At 56.2% G+C, this 13,989-nt stretch carries 16 protein-coding genes and 1 other RNA gene; 4 read left to right on the plus strand and 13 right to left on the minus strand.

Features of this window, described 5'->3' with window-relative positions; translation table 11 throughout:
- Window positions 1-18: 18 nt before the first annotated feature.
- Window positions 19-1,128 carry a hypothetical protein gene (locus RYZ27_RS01715; RefSeq protein WP_406680634.1) on the minus strand — a complete coding sequence of 370 codons (1,110 nt, stop codon included), beginning with the start codon at window positions 1,126-1,128 and terminating at the stop codon, window positions 19-21.
- Between the two features lie 39 nt (window positions 1,129-1,167).
- Between RYZ27_RS01715 and gluQRS the strand changes: the two genes are divergently transcribed.
- Window positions 1,168-2,013: a tRNA glutamyl-Q(34) synthetase GluQRS gene (gene gluQRS, locus RYZ27_RS01720; RefSeq protein WP_406680635.1), complete on the plus strand. Its 846-nt coding sequence runs from the start codon at window positions 1,168-1,170 to the stop codon at window positions 2,011-2,013.
- The gene (locus RYZ27_RS01725) at window positions 2,010-2,948 is read left to right on the plus strand and encodes a DMT family transporter (RefSeq protein WP_406680636.1); all 939 of its coding nucleotides are present in this window, start codon (window positions 2,010-2,012) and stop codon (window positions 2,946-2,948) included. The genes gluQRS and RYZ27_RS01725 overlap by 4 nt, the downstream gene beginning before the upstream one ends.
- A gap of 46 nt (window positions 2,949-2,994) precedes the next feature.
- Here the strand turns inward: RYZ27_RS01725 and RYZ27_RS01730 are convergent, their stop codons facing one another.
- The 3 genes from RYZ27_RS01730 to RYZ27_RS01740 all read right to left on the minus strand — a co-directional run bounded on the left by RYZ27_RS01730 (window position 2,995) and on the right by RYZ27_RS01740 (window position 6,929).
- Complete coding sequence (locus RYZ27_RS01730; protein WP_406680637.1) at window positions 2,995-4,080, minus strand: GGDEF domain-containing protein; 1,086 nt, start codon at window positions 4,078-4,080, stop codon at window positions 2,995-2,997.
- A 145-nt stretch (window positions 4,081-4,225) separates the two neighbouring features.
- Entirely contained in the window at window positions 4,226-5,440 is a 1,215-nt protein-coding gene (locus RYZ27_RS01735; RefSeq protein ID WP_406680638.1) for an alanine racemase, read from the minus strand.
- A gap of 58 nt (window positions 5,441-5,498) precedes the next feature.
- Entirely contained in the window at window positions 5,499-6,929 is a 1,431-nt protein-coding gene (locus tag RYZ27_RS01740; RefSeq protein ID WP_406680639.1) for a D-arabinono-1,4-lactone oxidase, read from the minus strand.
- A gap of 80 nt (window positions 6,930-7,009) precedes the next feature.
- Here RYZ27_RS01740 and RYZ27_RS01745 point away from each other — a divergent pair, with 80 nt between their 5' ends.
- Complete coding sequence (locus RYZ27_RS01745) at window positions 7,010-7,639, plus strand: TetR/AcrR family transcriptional regulator (RefSeq protein ID WP_406680640.1); 630 nt, start codon at window positions 7,010-7,012, stop codon at window positions 7,637-7,639.
- A 15-nt stretch (window positions 7,640-7,654) separates the two neighbouring features.
- On the opposite strand, the gene ssrS is transcribed toward RYZ27_RS01745, so the two are convergent.
- The 7 genes from ssrS to trxA all read right to left on the minus strand — a co-directional run bounded on the left by ssrS (window position 7,655) and on the right by trxA (window position 11,360).
- A non-coding RNA gene (gene ssrS, locus RYZ27_RS01750) (6S RNA) lies at window positions 7,655-7,813 on the minus strand.
- 30 nt (window positions 7,814-7,843) lie between these two features.
- Window positions 7,844-8,224: a MerC domain-containing protein gene (locus RYZ27_RS01755; protein ID WP_406680641.1), complete on the minus strand. Its 381-nt coding sequence runs from the start codon at window positions 8,222-8,224 to the stop codon at window positions 7,844-7,846.
- A 102-nt stretch (window positions 8,225-8,326) separates the two neighbouring features.
- Window positions 8,327-9,232 carry a class I SAM-dependent methyltransferase gene (locus RYZ27_RS01760; protein WP_406680642.1) on the minus strand — a complete coding sequence of 302 codons (906 nt, stop codon included), beginning with the start codon at window positions 9,230-9,232 and terminating at the stop codon, window positions 8,327-8,329.
- Window positions 9,229-9,543: a gamma-butyrobetaine hydroxylase-like domain-containing protein gene (locus RYZ27_RS01765; protein WP_406680643.1), complete on the minus strand. Its 315-nt coding sequence runs from the start codon at window positions 9,541-9,543 to the stop codon at window positions 9,229-9,231. The genes RYZ27_RS01760 and RYZ27_RS01765 overlap by 4 nt, the downstream gene beginning before the upstream one ends.
- Window positions 9,540-9,755, minus strand: a complete 216-nt coding sequence (locus RYZ27_RS01770) for a Trm112 family protein (RefSeq protein WP_406680644.1) — start codon at window positions 9,753-9,755, stop codon at window positions 9,540-9,542. The genes RYZ27_RS01765 and RYZ27_RS01770 overlap by 4 nt, the downstream gene beginning before the upstream one ends.
- Window positions 9,752-10,405, minus strand: coding sequence for an LON peptidase substrate-binding domain-containing protein (locus RYZ27_RS01775; RefSeq protein ID WP_406680645.1), 654 nt, complete (start codon window positions 10,403-10,405; stop codon window positions 9,752-9,754). The genes RYZ27_RS01770 and RYZ27_RS01775 overlap by 4 nt, the downstream gene beginning before the upstream one ends.
- A gap of 64 nt (window positions 10,406-10,469) precedes the next feature.
- The gene (gene trxA, locus RYZ27_RS01780) at window positions 10,470-11,360 is read right to left on the minus strand and encodes a thioredoxin (RefSeq protein WP_406680646.1); all 891 of its coding nucleotides are present in this window, start codon (window positions 11,358-11,360) and stop codon (window positions 10,470-10,472) included.
- Window positions 11,361-11,441: 81 nt separating this feature from the next.
- On the opposite strand from trxA, the gene RYZ27_RS01785 reads away from it, so the two are divergent.
- Complete coding sequence (locus RYZ27_RS01785; protein ID WP_406680647.1) at window positions 11,442-11,999, plus strand: pyridoxamine 5'-phosphate oxidase family protein; 558 nt, start codon at window positions 11,442-11,444, stop codon at window positions 11,997-11,999.
- Here RYZ27_RS01785 and RYZ27_RS01790 read toward each other — a convergent pair.
- Both RYZ27_RS01790 and RYZ27_RS01795 read right to left on the minus strand, forming a co-directional pair.
- The gene (locus RYZ27_RS01790) at window positions 11,996-13,156 is read right to left on the minus strand and encodes a mechanosensitive ion channel family protein (protein WP_406680648.1); all 1,161 of its coding nucleotides are present in this window, start codon (window positions 13,154-13,156) and stop codon (window positions 11,996-11,998) included. The genes RYZ27_RS01785 and RYZ27_RS01790 overlap by 4 nt on opposite strands.
- Window positions 13,153-13,902, minus strand: coding sequence for a hypothetical protein (locus tag RYZ27_RS01795; protein ID WP_406680649.1), 750 nt, complete (start codon window positions 13,900-13,902; stop codon window positions 13,153-13,155). The genes RYZ27_RS01790 and RYZ27_RS01795 overlap by 4 nt, the downstream gene beginning before the upstream one ends.
- Window positions 13,903-13,989 lie beyond the last annotated feature (87 nt).

Below are 13,989 nucleotides of genomic sequence, written 5' to 3' on the forward strand. Positions count from 1 at the left end.
GTCGAGACGCCGACAGCCTTAAATGGCGCTGCCACCGGTTACAGAGAACTTGCGGCGTGAGGCGAGCATTTTCTCACCCTGACGCACAGCATCAGAAGTCGCCGTGGCAAGGCGAATGGCTGGATGTTCCCGCAACAGATCAACCGCCTGTTTGAGGTGATCCATCGCCTCGCGGATGCGGGTCGGGTCAAACTTGCGCTCAGACAGGCTGAGCAGGGCGCGGCCAAGATCAATGCGTGAGGTGACCTGTGTGCGGCGATCGAGGCTGTCATCTGACATCAGGCGCGCGCGGCGCAGCGCTACGACACGTTCCAGATCCTCGACATCGCCGACATGCAAGGCCATGGCGCAATAATCTTCTTCAAGGATTTGCGCTGTCTCAGCCGGAAATGTGTCGGCCTGGTCCAGAGCGGCCTGTAGCATCAGGGCGATCGGTTTGATTTTTTCAGGCCGGAACCCGGTGGCCTCGGCAAGGCCGGGCTGAATGATGCGGGCAAACAGGTAAGCCACCGCGCGCTGGCTAACTTCGTCCAGCGTATCGAGCCGCTCGGGCAGCTCGATCGCGATGGTTCGCCCATAGCCGGTTTCCGGATCAATATCGCGGGTCATCAGGTCGATCACGCTGTAATCTCTGCGCCGTGTACGGCCCCAGGAGATCAGATCACCAGAGACGGAATCGAGCCGACGACTGGCGAGATCACGCAGGCCCACGCGACCCTTGGCCGAGATGGGTTTCGTCGTGCTCACATCATATGGCGCGCCAAAGGTGAAGCCGCTCAGATGCGTATCCAGAATGGTGCGCATTGCCTTGGTTTCGCGGCCACCAGCAGGGCCAGAGAGCTGTGACAGGACAATCCCGAAGCCATGAGCATCCTGGCGCTTGCGACGCTTCAGGGCGCGGGCGGAGACGCGGGCTCCGCTCAGTAGCCATCCCAAACATTTCAACACCGCAACAAGCATCAAAATAGCCATGGCAATCAGGCCAAATACAGACAAAGCCGGATGCGCCTGAATAAAGGTCGCGCACCAATCGGCAATCTGGTTGAGCAGGGTCAGGTCAGGCATGGTTTCAAGCTTATCTTCTATGCTGCCATTCGATAAACCAGCGGCAGGGTTTGGCGCAATCAAAAATGGCGGTATGCGGGGACATTGAGCTGTATCTCGTAAGTGTGGAGTGTTTCCCTGAGCAAGTTTCGGACCCGTTTTGCCCCTTCACCGACCGGGCTGCTGCATCTTGGCCATGCTGCATCCGCGCGCGCCGTCTGGGAAGCGGCTGCGCGGGCAGGGGGCGAGGTTTTGCTACGCATTGAGGATATCGACACCACGCGGTGTCGCCCGGAGTTCACAGACGCAATTTACGAGGATCTGCGTTGGCTTGGCTTCGAGTGGCCTGAGCCTGTCCGGGTGCAATCAGAACACTTTGCCGATTATGCCAGCGTGGTTGAGGCTTTAGAAGCGCGCGGCTTGGCCTATCGCTGTTTCCGGACAAGGGCCGAGATCGCTGCGCAAACGCCGGCGGGGCAAGTGTTTACCAGCGCCCCTTTGTCGCTTGCCGAGGAGCAAGCACGACTGGACGCAGGAGAGGTTTTTGCCTGGCGCTTGTCGCTTGCGGCCTGTCAGGCGGCTTTGGGTGCGGCCTATCATGAGCTCTCTTTCCAGCTTGAGACAGAGGCAGGTCTTGAAACCCGGCGCGCCGATCCTGGCTTGCATGGTGATATTGTTATTGCCCGCAAGGATAGCCCGAGCGCCTATCACATCGCCGCAACCCATGATGATGCCCTGCAGGGTATGACGCATATCATCCGCGGTCAGGACTTGGCCGATGCCCCGCATATCCAGATCTTGTTGCAGGTTCTAATGGACTGGCCGCAGCCGATTTACCATCACCATGCCTTATTGATGGGGCCAGACGGCAAACGGCTATCAAAATCGCATGGCAGCATTTCGCTTGCAGAGCTGCGGCAGGACGGTAAGACACCGGACGATATCTGGGCCATGATTGGACTTCAATGACAGGCAATAAAACCAGTGCGCCCAGCAGCATGCCTGTCTGGTTCGGCCCGCTCATGGTGTTGGGCGGCGGCATCTGTATTGGCTTCGCCCCGATCGGCCTTCGCCTTGGGCTTGAGGAATTAGGGCCACAGGCGATTGCTTTTTGGCGCTACTTGTTTGCGCTGCCCATCCTGTTTGTGCTGGCGGTTGGGGTTAATCGCCGCCTCCCGGCTCGCCCAAATCCATATATCGTTATTGCTGGTGTTTGTTTCGCTTTGGATATCGGCCTTTGGCACTGGTCCCTGACATATACGACGGTTGCGAATGCGACGTTTATTGTGGGGCTTGGCAATGTTTGTGTCGGGCTGATGGCTTGGATTTTCCTGCGCGAACGGCCAACGCTGATTTGGGGGTGTGCGGTCTTGGTCGCGATCATTGGTGCTGCAGCTTTATCGCTTGGCGGGAATGCGGGTGGTCAGACCGATATTCGTGGAGACATGCTGGCACTGGCTGCTGCTGTTCTGGTTTCTGGATATATGGTCGCTTCCAAGGTCGCGCGGAATAGACTTGGTGGATTGGATGCCGTTTTCTGGCTGACTTTGGTTGAGGTCGGTGTCGCCGCTCTCATGGTTATTGGTTTTCGGGAAAGCTTTCTGCCCGCAACGCTAATGGGTTTTGCCGCGCCGCTTTTTCTGGCGATTGCAGTTCAGGTTGGTGGGCAGGGGCTGATCATTACCGGATTGGGCCACACACCAGCCGCGATTGCTGGCGTTTTACTCCTTGTGCAGCCAATTGTTGCGGCTTCGATCTCCTGGCAATTGTTTGGAGAAACCCTAACGGCTCTGCAGGCTGGTGGGGCTGCTCTTATTCTTTTAGGGATTTACCTGTCGCAACAAAAATTCCGGTCCCGCGAAGAAAAAATGCCAGACCAAGCCGCCAAGCCGCTTTCAGATTAATCTGAAAGCTGGCACTCACAGTGTTATCAGATGATAGAAACTGAGCTTAGTTGATCCCGTGTGTTTTCACGCGGTTTCGGCCTGTTTCTTTGGCTTCATACAATTTGGTGTCAGCGATTTCGATCAGTTCGGTCGCTGTCATGCCTTCCTGATAAGCGCAGATCCCGAAGGACGCGGTAATCTGGCCAATATCCTTATTGCTGTTAACCGTGACGAACTTCGTCTCACGTAATTCATGCAGGATTTTGACAATCAGGTTATGGGCTGCGACCAGCTTGGTATCGGGCAGGATCATCACAAACTCTTCACCGCCATAACGGGCCACCATATCAGCGCCTTTAAGGCGCATCATTAGCAAGGCGGCAAACCCGGTCAGGACATTATCCCCGGTCTGATGGCCATACACATCGTTAACGCGCTTGAAGTGATCAAGGTCAGCAATCACCAGACAGAATGGGTGTTCGCTATCGGTTGCAGCACTAATCTCTTTTTTCAGGCGGGCATCAAAGGCGCGGCGGTTCGAGACTCCGGTGAGCGGATCGCGCAGGCTGAGGTCCTGAAACTCTTCAAGTTCCTTGTTCAACCGCTCAATCATCGCCTGACTTTCGTTCAGACCACTACTCAGGTCTGACGTGACTTGCGACATGCGTTGATTTTCAGAGATCAGATCAGCAACAATTGATTTAAGCTCGGTTGGATCTGCCGCGCCTGGCAAGCTGTCGCCAACACTTTCAAGCGTCGCGTTAAACTCTTGATTTTGCTTCAGGCTTTCGCGCATCAGTTCCGAAGCCGCCGCAAGGCTGCTTTCGAACTCGGCACCGATATTCATATTCGCTTCGAAGACATCATTGTCTTCAAGGAAGGCTTTATAGATCTCATTGATCTCATAATCGCTGATCTCGTCGGACTTATGCAGCTCTTTTTCGAGCCGCTCGACCAGGTCGCCATTCTCGCCTTCAGCATAAGCATACCAAACAGCATAGGCGATGGGGTCCGGTGCGGTCGAGTGCTTGGCGATAAGCTCAAATGCCGTGTTCGCGAGTTGATATGTCGCTTTTCGTCGCTCAGCAGCGCTTGCGACTTCGTCTTCTTCGGGGGCCCCACCCTCGTCCAAGACATCTGCATAGCCCATTTAATTCGCCCTCATTAGCACCATTAGCCTCATCTGTTTGAGGCATTTGTTATGGTGTATCGCCATTCCCTTGCAATTTTATAAATGTGACAGGTTTTTTGCAGTGCAGCGGGCCACTGGGTGACGAATATTGTTGTCGGGATTGTTAAGCCGACGCTGGGAAAACAGGCCACATGTCAACAATCTCACCAGCGTCATAGATGGCGATGTCTCCAAATTGCAGGAAGACAGCTTCGCTTTGATGGGGGCGGAAAAAGACAAATTCATCCGGGTCTATGCTCAAGTCCGGGCCACCATTGAGCATTTCCTGATTGGAAGAGCGCCCGAACGTTGAGTTATAAGCCAGACCCGGCGGATCGACCGGGTCAGCCAGCCAATGCCCGCCATAAATGAAAACGGTCTTGCTATAATTTGGGTCCCAGCTTCGCTTTGCACCATCAGCAAATTCGAGACCCGGCATCCTTGTCGTTGGCAGCGATTTGATCACCGGGGTTGCGATAAAGCTCGCGGGCAAATGCGGCTCCAGCAGTTCGCTATCGAAATGGGTTGGCTTGACCAGACAGGATCCAGCCGAGATTTCATTCGCCAGGCTGGTATCCTCATAATAGCGGTAAGTCGGACTGCCTGCAGCGTTGCGGGTGAGTTGCGCAATCCTGTCGCCGCCAAACACTAAAGCGGCCTGCGCCAAAGCCTCTTGATAGATCGCCCACGCCCCTTTCAGAGCCTTGTCGCGCCAGCCAAGTGTGGTCGGCAAGGCTGGAATATGCGGCTCGTACCCCATGAAACCCGCCATTTCGAGGTTTGGATTGACGTTGATCGCCTTCAAGGTCTCACCAAGGGTACTGCCCGGCTCAAAGCCGCCGCGATGCAGGCCAACATCCAGTTCAAGATTGATCTTGAGTATGCGATCCTGATCGTTGGCGAGTTCTGCATATTGCGCCAGCCGCTCCGGCGTGTCGATCAGCCATTGAATATGATCGGCGGCTTCGGTTTTGTCAGCGGGCAAGTCTTCAAAATACTGGCGTGCAGCCTGTATCGGTAAAGGCTTCCCGAGAAGCTGGCTTGCCTCAGGCATGGCTTCACTCAGCGCCAGCAGCATGGGCAGGTTGAATGTCATCAGCCGGTCTGTACCCGACCGCTCGCGGATATGAGTGATCAGGTTCAGGGAGGGCAGGGACTTGGCGACAATGCGATACCCCATTCCATCTGGCAGGTGCCCCATCAGTGTATCAATGTTTGCATTCAAGCGCGCGCGATCAATCACCAGAGTCGGGGTTGCGATCCCGGCTTTCGTCAGGGCATCTTGCATCGCGATGAAGTAAGGATCACGCGGGCCACTTTCGTCTTTCGGTTTTGACATCAGAATGCTTGCTCCTGCTAATCCGGCGGTGCCAAGGATAAGGCTGCGTCTTGAGAGTTTAGGCATCGAAGCGCTCCCCGAACAGGGTTGCGAGATGCGGGTTCAGGAATTTCCCATCCGGGTCGAGGCCCCGCCGCAGCTCAAGGAAGCGCTCATAGTCTGGATAGAGGGCACTGAACTCTGCCCGGCCAAGGCTGTGCAGCTTGCCCCAATGGGGGCGCCCGCCATGGGCGCGGAAAATCGGTTCAAACTCAGAGAAGAAGTATTCATAGGGCTCATCGACCGCGGCATGGATGGCGATCGAGATACGCGGGCCATCATTAAAGGGGCTGAGCCAGGCGCTATCGGGCGCAATGAACCGAACCTCCATCGGGAAGAAGGCGTCCTTGCGCCGATCCATTTTGGCAATCACCTGACGCAGGGCAGCAATCCCCTGATCGCGCGGCAGATGGTATTCCATCTCGTTGAACTTGATTGGCCGTGTGGTTGCCAGCAATTCCAGAGAGGCGTCACTGACATCTTCAATCACACCGCTAGGCAGCGCCGATTGCGCGATCTTGCGGCGTAGCCATGGCCACCAGCCAAACTGGTCGCGTAAGGTTTTCAGGCCCTCCAGCGTCTCATCATCCTCTGAAGGACCGACTCCGGTTACGGGCCCCTCATGTAGGTCATGGGTCAGCGTTGCTGCTATACCGGTGCCGGGCAGATAGAAGAATTCGAAATTGCGATACTGCTCAGCCGTCGTTTCAGCATTCTCCAGAACATCCTCGATACGCTCAGCCTTCACCACGCGATGCAGATTAAAAGCGGGCACGGTGCGTAGCGTGTATTGCGTGATGATGCCCAGCGCGCCGAGGGAGACTTTACCTGCCGCGAACAGGTCCGGCTGCGTATCAGCGCTAACATCCAGCATGTCTCCGTTCGCTGTCACCAGTCGGAAGGCTTGGATATAGTCGTGCAGCGCCGTCAGGGTCAGGCCCGTGCCATGTGTTCCAGTTGAGAAGGAGCCGGCCAGGGTCTGGTCAACAATATCCGGCAGGTTCGGGAAAGCGCGGCCAAGCTCATCCAGCTTGCCGCCGGCTTGAAACAGGGTCGTCCCCGCGCCGAAGGTGGCAAGCCCTGTTGCCGGATCATAATTCAGGAGGCCGGATAGACGGCTGAGATCCACAATCATGCCCTCGCTCGGCACAAGGCCAGAAAAGGAGTGCCCGCTGCCCTTGGGCCGGATGCGTACAGGACTTGCGGCCACCAGTTCGGACAGTTCGGTCTCTGTTGTGGGCATCGGGATAGACGTTGGCGTGGCCTTGTGAATACCGGACCAGTTCATCCAGCTATCTTCGCCGATGGGTGGTTCAGGATAGTCCGGGGAATACCCCTCGCGCACAAAACTCTTTTGTCCCCAGGCAATATGCTGTCCGGCGGGTACAGCTGTGCCTGCTGCTGCAACACCCAATCCGCCAAATAAAACACCCCGTCTCGATAACCCCATTGCCTCACCTCCCTCAAAATGATAGCGATCACTATCGTTATGGATTTAAAGGCGTCTGTCAAATATCGCTGAGGATGGGCATGTCAGTTACGGTCAAACCGCCAATATCGAAACGCGCCGCACCAAATCAGTCGCGCAGCCAGAAGACCGTTGAGCAAATCCTCACTGCTGCGTCTGATCTGTTGGAAGAGGTGGGGTTTGAGCGGCTCTCAACCAATCTGATTTGCAAGCGCGCCGGGCTGACGCCGCCAGCGCTCTATCGTTACTTTCCGAACAAGTATGCGGTGCTGAAAGCCTTGGGGGAACGCCTGATGGAGCGCCAGAATGCCCTCCTTGTCGATTGGGGGCATGATGCGATTGATCCTGACAAACTCATTGATGAGATCGAGGTGTTCCTGAAGCAAACCATTGCTGTCACCCGGGACATGAAAGCCGGGGAGTGGATCATGCGGTCCATGCATGCCAGCCCGGTTCTGGCTGATGTGCGGCTCGATTCACATCGCCGCGTCACCCGTCAACTATCAGAGCGTCTCCTGCGGTTCTCTCCAGAGCTTGATCCCCAAACGGTTTATGAGCGTATGCGTCTCGGGGTGGAGCTGGGCTATGCACTGGTCGAGATGGTCTTTGATGAGGCGCAGATTGATGAAGCGATGGCGGTGCGCAATGCAGCCTCCATGCTGGCACATAATATGCTGGACATCCTGCAATAGACTTGGGGGTGAACGCACAAGACCGGAAACGCCGTCTCGGGTACTTGTATCCCGTCGACCTAGTAGCTAGGTGGGCGCCGGGTAGATAGGACCACGATCCAGTCCAGAGCCAGCTCCCTTAGACGGAATTAAGGTCGGCGGATAGCTGACCGTCCTCGAACGTCCCAGCCCTGTGCGATGGCCCTAGATAGTATGGGATGGGGCCTAATGTAAGGCCTGATGACGCGCCCAGCGCCAGATATGCGCAGATGCCAGACAAATCGCCCCGACAACAGTCAGACTGGTCTCATGATCATGGAGTGGCTCAACAAATGCGCCGGCGATCAACAGGCTGATCGCGATGACCATCAGAAGCAGTATCCCGATCTTGTCCCGCCCAGCCTTCAGCGTAATGGCGGCAATTGCAGCAACCGGCAGGGCCAGCAGAACAAAGGCTTTGTGCAACCATTCAGCCTCTGAAAACACCGCCAGAACAGGCAGCGCTGCAGCCAGGAAAGGCATAGCCAGACAATGGATCAAGCATAGCCCAGACAAGCTGATACCAGACATATCAAGAAAGCTCAGGCTTCTGGTTTTGGCGGTCATGGGGAGGAAACTCTTCAGGATGTATATGTTATGTTATAATGTAATTATAGGTCGCACTATTTTGAGGTCAAGCGCCTTTACCAATGGATTGTGTTATCAGGCCTATGCTTGGCGCTGTGCATGAAGGGTCCAGGCGGCGTCATGGCCGCTCAGCGACAAAGGTGCGGTGTCCACTTTAAAACCTTTGGTGCGCAAAAAGTCTGCACACGCAGAGACTGCTTCTTCATCAAGGGCGGCGTTTAGCATCGCAGTCATTCGGGCATGGTAGGCTTCAACCTCGGCTTGCATGCCATCCAGCCAGCCTGTGATATCAGAGAGAATATAGTTCGCCCGCTTGCTCCACAGCTCGGAGGCTCCCGCCATGAGGTGTGCGGCCAGGCTATGCTCATCGGGAATAATGATTGTGGTCAGCGTATCGCGCGCCTCTGTCATGGCCTTTGCGGCAATGTCTCCGGCTTCTGTATCATTGGCATAGGCGGCTTCGAAAAAAGCGCGGGCTGAAGGGATATAGGCGCTGTCGAGTATGGTCTGGCAATGGGCCGCGTGGTTTTTGACCTCGGCCTCGATGGCGCCATCTGTCATATGCATGACCGTGATGATCTTACCGTCCGGGGCGCATAGTCGCGCCGCTTCTGTGAAGGCGTCGTGCGTGCCAGCATATTCAAGGCCAAACTGGCTGACAATTGTCGCATATCCGCCAGCGTCGAGGCCCGTTTCAGAAGCGGAGGCGGTGACGGTTTTGACGCTGGGCATATCGCTTTTCAGAACAGCGATCGCCTCAGCAGAATAATCGAGACCGGTCAGGTCCTGATAGCCCAGCCCGGCCGCCTGCTTCAAAACAGTACCAGCCCCGCAGGCCAGATCGAGTAGTGGCCGTTCACGTGAGCCATCTTGTAAGGCACTCGCCCAGAAAGCCTGCAGCTCCTGATCGCTCTCAACTCCGGTTAAGGCTCCTGTCGAGCCGTTTTCGCGACCCTTCCAGTAATTGCTCCAGCTATTCTGGCTCATGCCGCGGCCACACCTTGTTCACCCAGCTCGCGCAGCCAGGCCCAGGTATAGAGGCCGCTGGAATGGCCATCACTGAAATAGATACGCACAGCATAGCGCCCGACCGGGTCGGCTTTGAGAACCGTCAGATCATCCGGGATGATCGGCGCAGGGGGCTTTGGCCCGGCGCCATGGCCTTGAACCTCTGCAGATGGGCTATTCAGGCGCAGCGTTGGGTAATCAATCTCAAATTCAGCGCCATCATCATAAGCGACAGCAAGACGGGCCTTGGACTTTGAGAAAGCAAGACGGGTTGGCCAACTATGGCTCATGAGCTTGCCTCCAAGTCGCGCGCTTCGCTTTCCAGCATAATCGGCATGCCATCGCGTATGGGGTAAGCGAGCTTGGCCTTTTCCGAGATCAGTTCACAGTTTTCACTATCGAGCCGTAGAGGCCCGCGTGAAACCGGACAAATCAGCAGTTCCAGCAAGCGCGGATCGACGCCACACGGGCCGATTTTGGAAGGGGTATCTTCAGTCGTCATTGCAAGGTTGAGGTGTCATTGCCCGGCGCGTCCATGTCAAGCAGCGCCATCAGTGTTTCGGCTCTGGCAATCACGGATGGCGCTTCCAGCAGGGCCTGTTTCTCCATCACGCCAAATGGGCAACCTGCACACAGCGCATTGATCAGGGTTTCCAGCTGCGCATTTTCAACCGCCTCCCAGTCGACTTCCATCTGATGGATATTGCTGTAGCGCTTGAGGGAATTGACGAGGTTTGACCGGGGTAGGATGAGATCACCCGGCTTTGGGGCCATTAAATCGCTCTCAAACGGGGCCCACTTGGCTCTGACCTGTCGATATGGCGTGTTGACGTCGAGTTCATCATCGCTGCCAAAACGGCAAATCCCGGTCAGCGAGATGAGATAGCGTCCATCCTCGGTTTCGGCATAAGAGGTGATGCGCCCCGCGCAGCCAACCTTGGCGAGGGCAGGGGCTGCTGGGTCCCCACCAAGGCTCTGAACCATACCGATGATTCGATCCCCAGCCATGGCATCATCAATCATGTTGAGATAACGCGGCTCAAAAATGTTCAGTGGTAGCGACCAGCGCGGAAACAGCATCGCGCCCGCTAGCGGAAACACGGGAATGATTTCCGGCAGGTCAGTGAGTTTGCGATAGGGGTCTGCGGCCACGGGTCTTATCCTTCTGTAAGTCTACAGATGGACCGATCAGATCAGATTGCGAGGTTCGAGTGTGTTACGCAAACATCAGCGAGCCGAGGCGCCGCCGTCCTTCAACCGTGATCGGGTCCTTTGGTCCGGCCGCTTCGAAAATCTCGAGCAGCTTGGCTTTGGCCTTACCCTCATCCCAGTTCAGATCGTCAGATAGGATGATTAGCAGATGATCCATGGCTTCCCTGGACTTGCCCTGTCCAATCAGGTTCTCAGCAAACGTGAAGCGTGCGGCGTGATCATCCGGATTGGCCTCGACGGCCGCGCGGGCAGACGCCAATTCATCATCCAGTGGCGCATCCGCCATCAGGTCGAGCGCCGTGCGGACAGACTTGATCGCCGGGTCAGACTGTTTATCCTCCGGGGCCATATCGAGCACTTGTGTTGCCCGTTCAGCATCGCCATTGGCCAGATAGCACCGGGCAAGGCCCGCAATCGCGCCAATATGGACCGGGTCCGCTTCAAGGATCGCACCGTAAATCTGTGCGGCCCCACCAATATCGCCAGCATGAACCGCGGCCTCGGCCTGTTCCAGCGCTTCGCTGAGCTGTTTGGCTGTATCCGTGCCGCCGAGAATTGAGGAAATAAACTGACGGACCTGGCTTTCCGGTAGTGCGCCCTGAAAGCCGTTGACCGGACGACCTTTGTCAAAGGCGAAAACAGCCGGGATCGAGCGCACGCCCATCTGTCCGGCAACACCCGGATTCTCATCAATATTGATCTTGACCAGTTTAACCTTGCCGCCCTCGCTATTGACGACCTTTTCCAGAACCGGAGTCAGTGATTTGCACGGGCCACACCATGGCGCCCAGAAGTCCACCAGAACCGGCTGGGTATTCGACGCTTCAACAACATCAGTCATAAAGGTCTGATCGGTTGCATCCTGAACGTGGGTGCCCGCGGTGATATCGGTCATGGCTTTGTCCTGTTGATCATTACTGCCTCTATGTGGAGGTCCCCTATCGTCCCTGCAAGCTCAATACAGTATGAAGACTGCATGAGCGATATCAATTCTCTTAAAGCGATAATGACAGAGGTCTGGGCAACCCTTGGCCGCGCGGCTGTCGACAAGCAATCCCCTTTGCGATGGTTCACCTTGGCGACTGTGTCCCCTGATGGTCAACCCGAAGCGCGTACGGTTGTGCTCCGCGGGGTAGATCGCGGGCTGCGCCGCCTGACATTTTATACAGACCGCCGCGCTGCTAAAGTCCCGGCCTTAACCGCTAACCCCACTGTTAGTTGCCACTTCTTTGATGCCAAACGGATGGTGCAATACAGACTGGACGGACAGGCTGAGATCCTGACCGAAGGGACGCGTTGGAATGAGCATTTCCAGCGTTTGTCAGAGGCCGCGATTGAAGATTATGCAGCCTTGCTTCCGCCGGGCAGTATTGGCTCCAGCAAGCGAGATACGGCGCTGGCGGCAAACCATTTTACCGTCATTGATGTTGCTGTAGACAGCCTCGACTGGCTGCGCCTGTCCCGCGATGGGCATTTGCGCGCCCGTTTCGACTGGCAAGAAAGTAAGACCTTTGCCGAGTTTATCGTGCCCTAACCTTCGTCAAGCCCCTCACCGGGCTGGTTCGCGGCAAAGCCGCCTGCACTTGGCTGACCCGTTGGCCCTGACTTTTCGGCGCGGTGAATTTCCACCTGATGCGGATAAGGGATCGTAATGCCATGCTGCTCATAGGCCTTCTTGATCGCCCGCAGACAATCTGACTTCATCTGGACATATTCTGGCATCGCAACCCAGGCCCGACAGCGCAATTGTACGCTGGAATCGCGAAACGCGTGCACCCCAACCCAGGTTTCCGACTTGGCCAGAACCCGCGACAGATCATTGATAGCCTCATGGGTTTTCTCAATCGCGAAATCGGTATCGTCCTCATAGGAGACATCGACATAGAGATCGAGCCGCCGCCTTGCATAGCGCGACGAGTTCGAGATTGCGTCAGTCCAGACCTTATCATTGGGAAGAGAGACAGCATTATTGGTAACGGGCTTAATCGTGGTGCGGAACGGGCTGATATCGGTCACCTCACCTTCCATCCCGGCGACGTTGACCCAGTCGCCAATGCGATAAGGCCTGAAGATGGCCAGCATGACCCCGCCTGCAACGGCCTTTAATGTGTCCTGTAAAGCGAGCGCGATGGCGAGGCCCGCGGCACCGACCAGAGCGATCAGGGACGCGGTTTGAACCCCAAACTGGGTCAGGGCGAATACAATGGCCAGACCCATAATCATATAGGTGACCAGCGAGGCCATGAACGCGAACAGCGTGCCATCTGCGCGATGACTGCGCCGGGCCTTATCGCCGAACTGGCGAATGGATGATCCAATCCAGCGCGACAACACCGCGGCAACAACGATAATTGTAATCGCCGTTAGAATGCCAGTGCCATAGGTTGCGAAATAGGGGGTAATTTCAAATCCGAAAACGGACAGTGCAAACGGCACACCGGCAAGGATGATCATGGCCTGTATCGCCGAGTCCGCCAGGTCCCAGCTCGACCCGTCATAGTCTTCGTGACGTTTGGCGAGGCGACGCTGCCCGACAAGGCGAATGGCCACCTTGACCAGTTGCGCCAGGATATAGGCGAGCACCATGATCCCGATCGCCAAAGCCGTGTGCCAGGCAAAAGGTAAGATCTGCCGAACCCATTCAGGCAGACCATCCAAACTCAGTAAATATTGCAGTGGCCAGTCAATCATCCATCTCGTCCATCAACACCCATCTTGAGGCGTTGAGCGATAATTAGCAGGCCAACAAGGCCCGCGGCAATGCCCAGAAGGTGCGTTTCTGTGCGCAGCCAATTGTTTGCGACAATACCGCTGATGCCCCAGCCTGCGGCTACAAAGAACCATAGGCTTTTGCTGACATAGCGGGCAAAAACCATCGTCAAAACCAGCGCTGATCCAAGCACGATCCACAGCGATTGCCATGGACGATCTGTCGCCCCGCGATCGAGCAGGTCTCTGACTGCTTCTGGTAGGCTGATCGAGACAGCAACACTGAGCCAACCAGCCAGCAAACCAATGGTCAAGCACAGCAATAATCGTTTCCCTGTGCCATCAAACCCGCCCATGCGATCGAGCCGATAAGCGCCCTCCCAGGCAAAGAACAGGATCGGAAAGAGCAGCAGACAATCGAGCCAGGCAAACCCAAGACTCTGCGCGCTGATCATCCAGATGACATTGCCCAACCCGGCAAGCGCCAGCGGTCCGGCGAGATGGTCAAAATGATACTTCGGGCGCAGGTTCGCCAGAACCGCAATGGTCAGATAGCCGGTAAAGATCACGCCCCAGATCGAAAAGAACAGGCCAAGCGGGAGTTCAGGGGGAATGCCTTGCGCGGTGGCCCGGTCACCAATGCTTTGCCCAAAGCCCATATTCGGCAGGAGCGGCGCCAGAAATTGCGCCACGGCAATTGGGATCAATGCGATACGAAAAACGCTCATTGTGAAGCCTCCTGCTCAAGCCATGGCAAAAGCTGCGATAAATGACCAGTCAGGCTTTTGTGAAGAGGTGTTGCTGAACGAACCGAC

Source organism: Hyphomonas sp. FCG-A18 (genome assembly GCF_045287255.1).
Classification (GTDB): domain Bacteria; phylum Pseudomonadota; class Alphaproteobacteria; order Caulobacterales; family Hyphomonadaceae; genus Henriciella.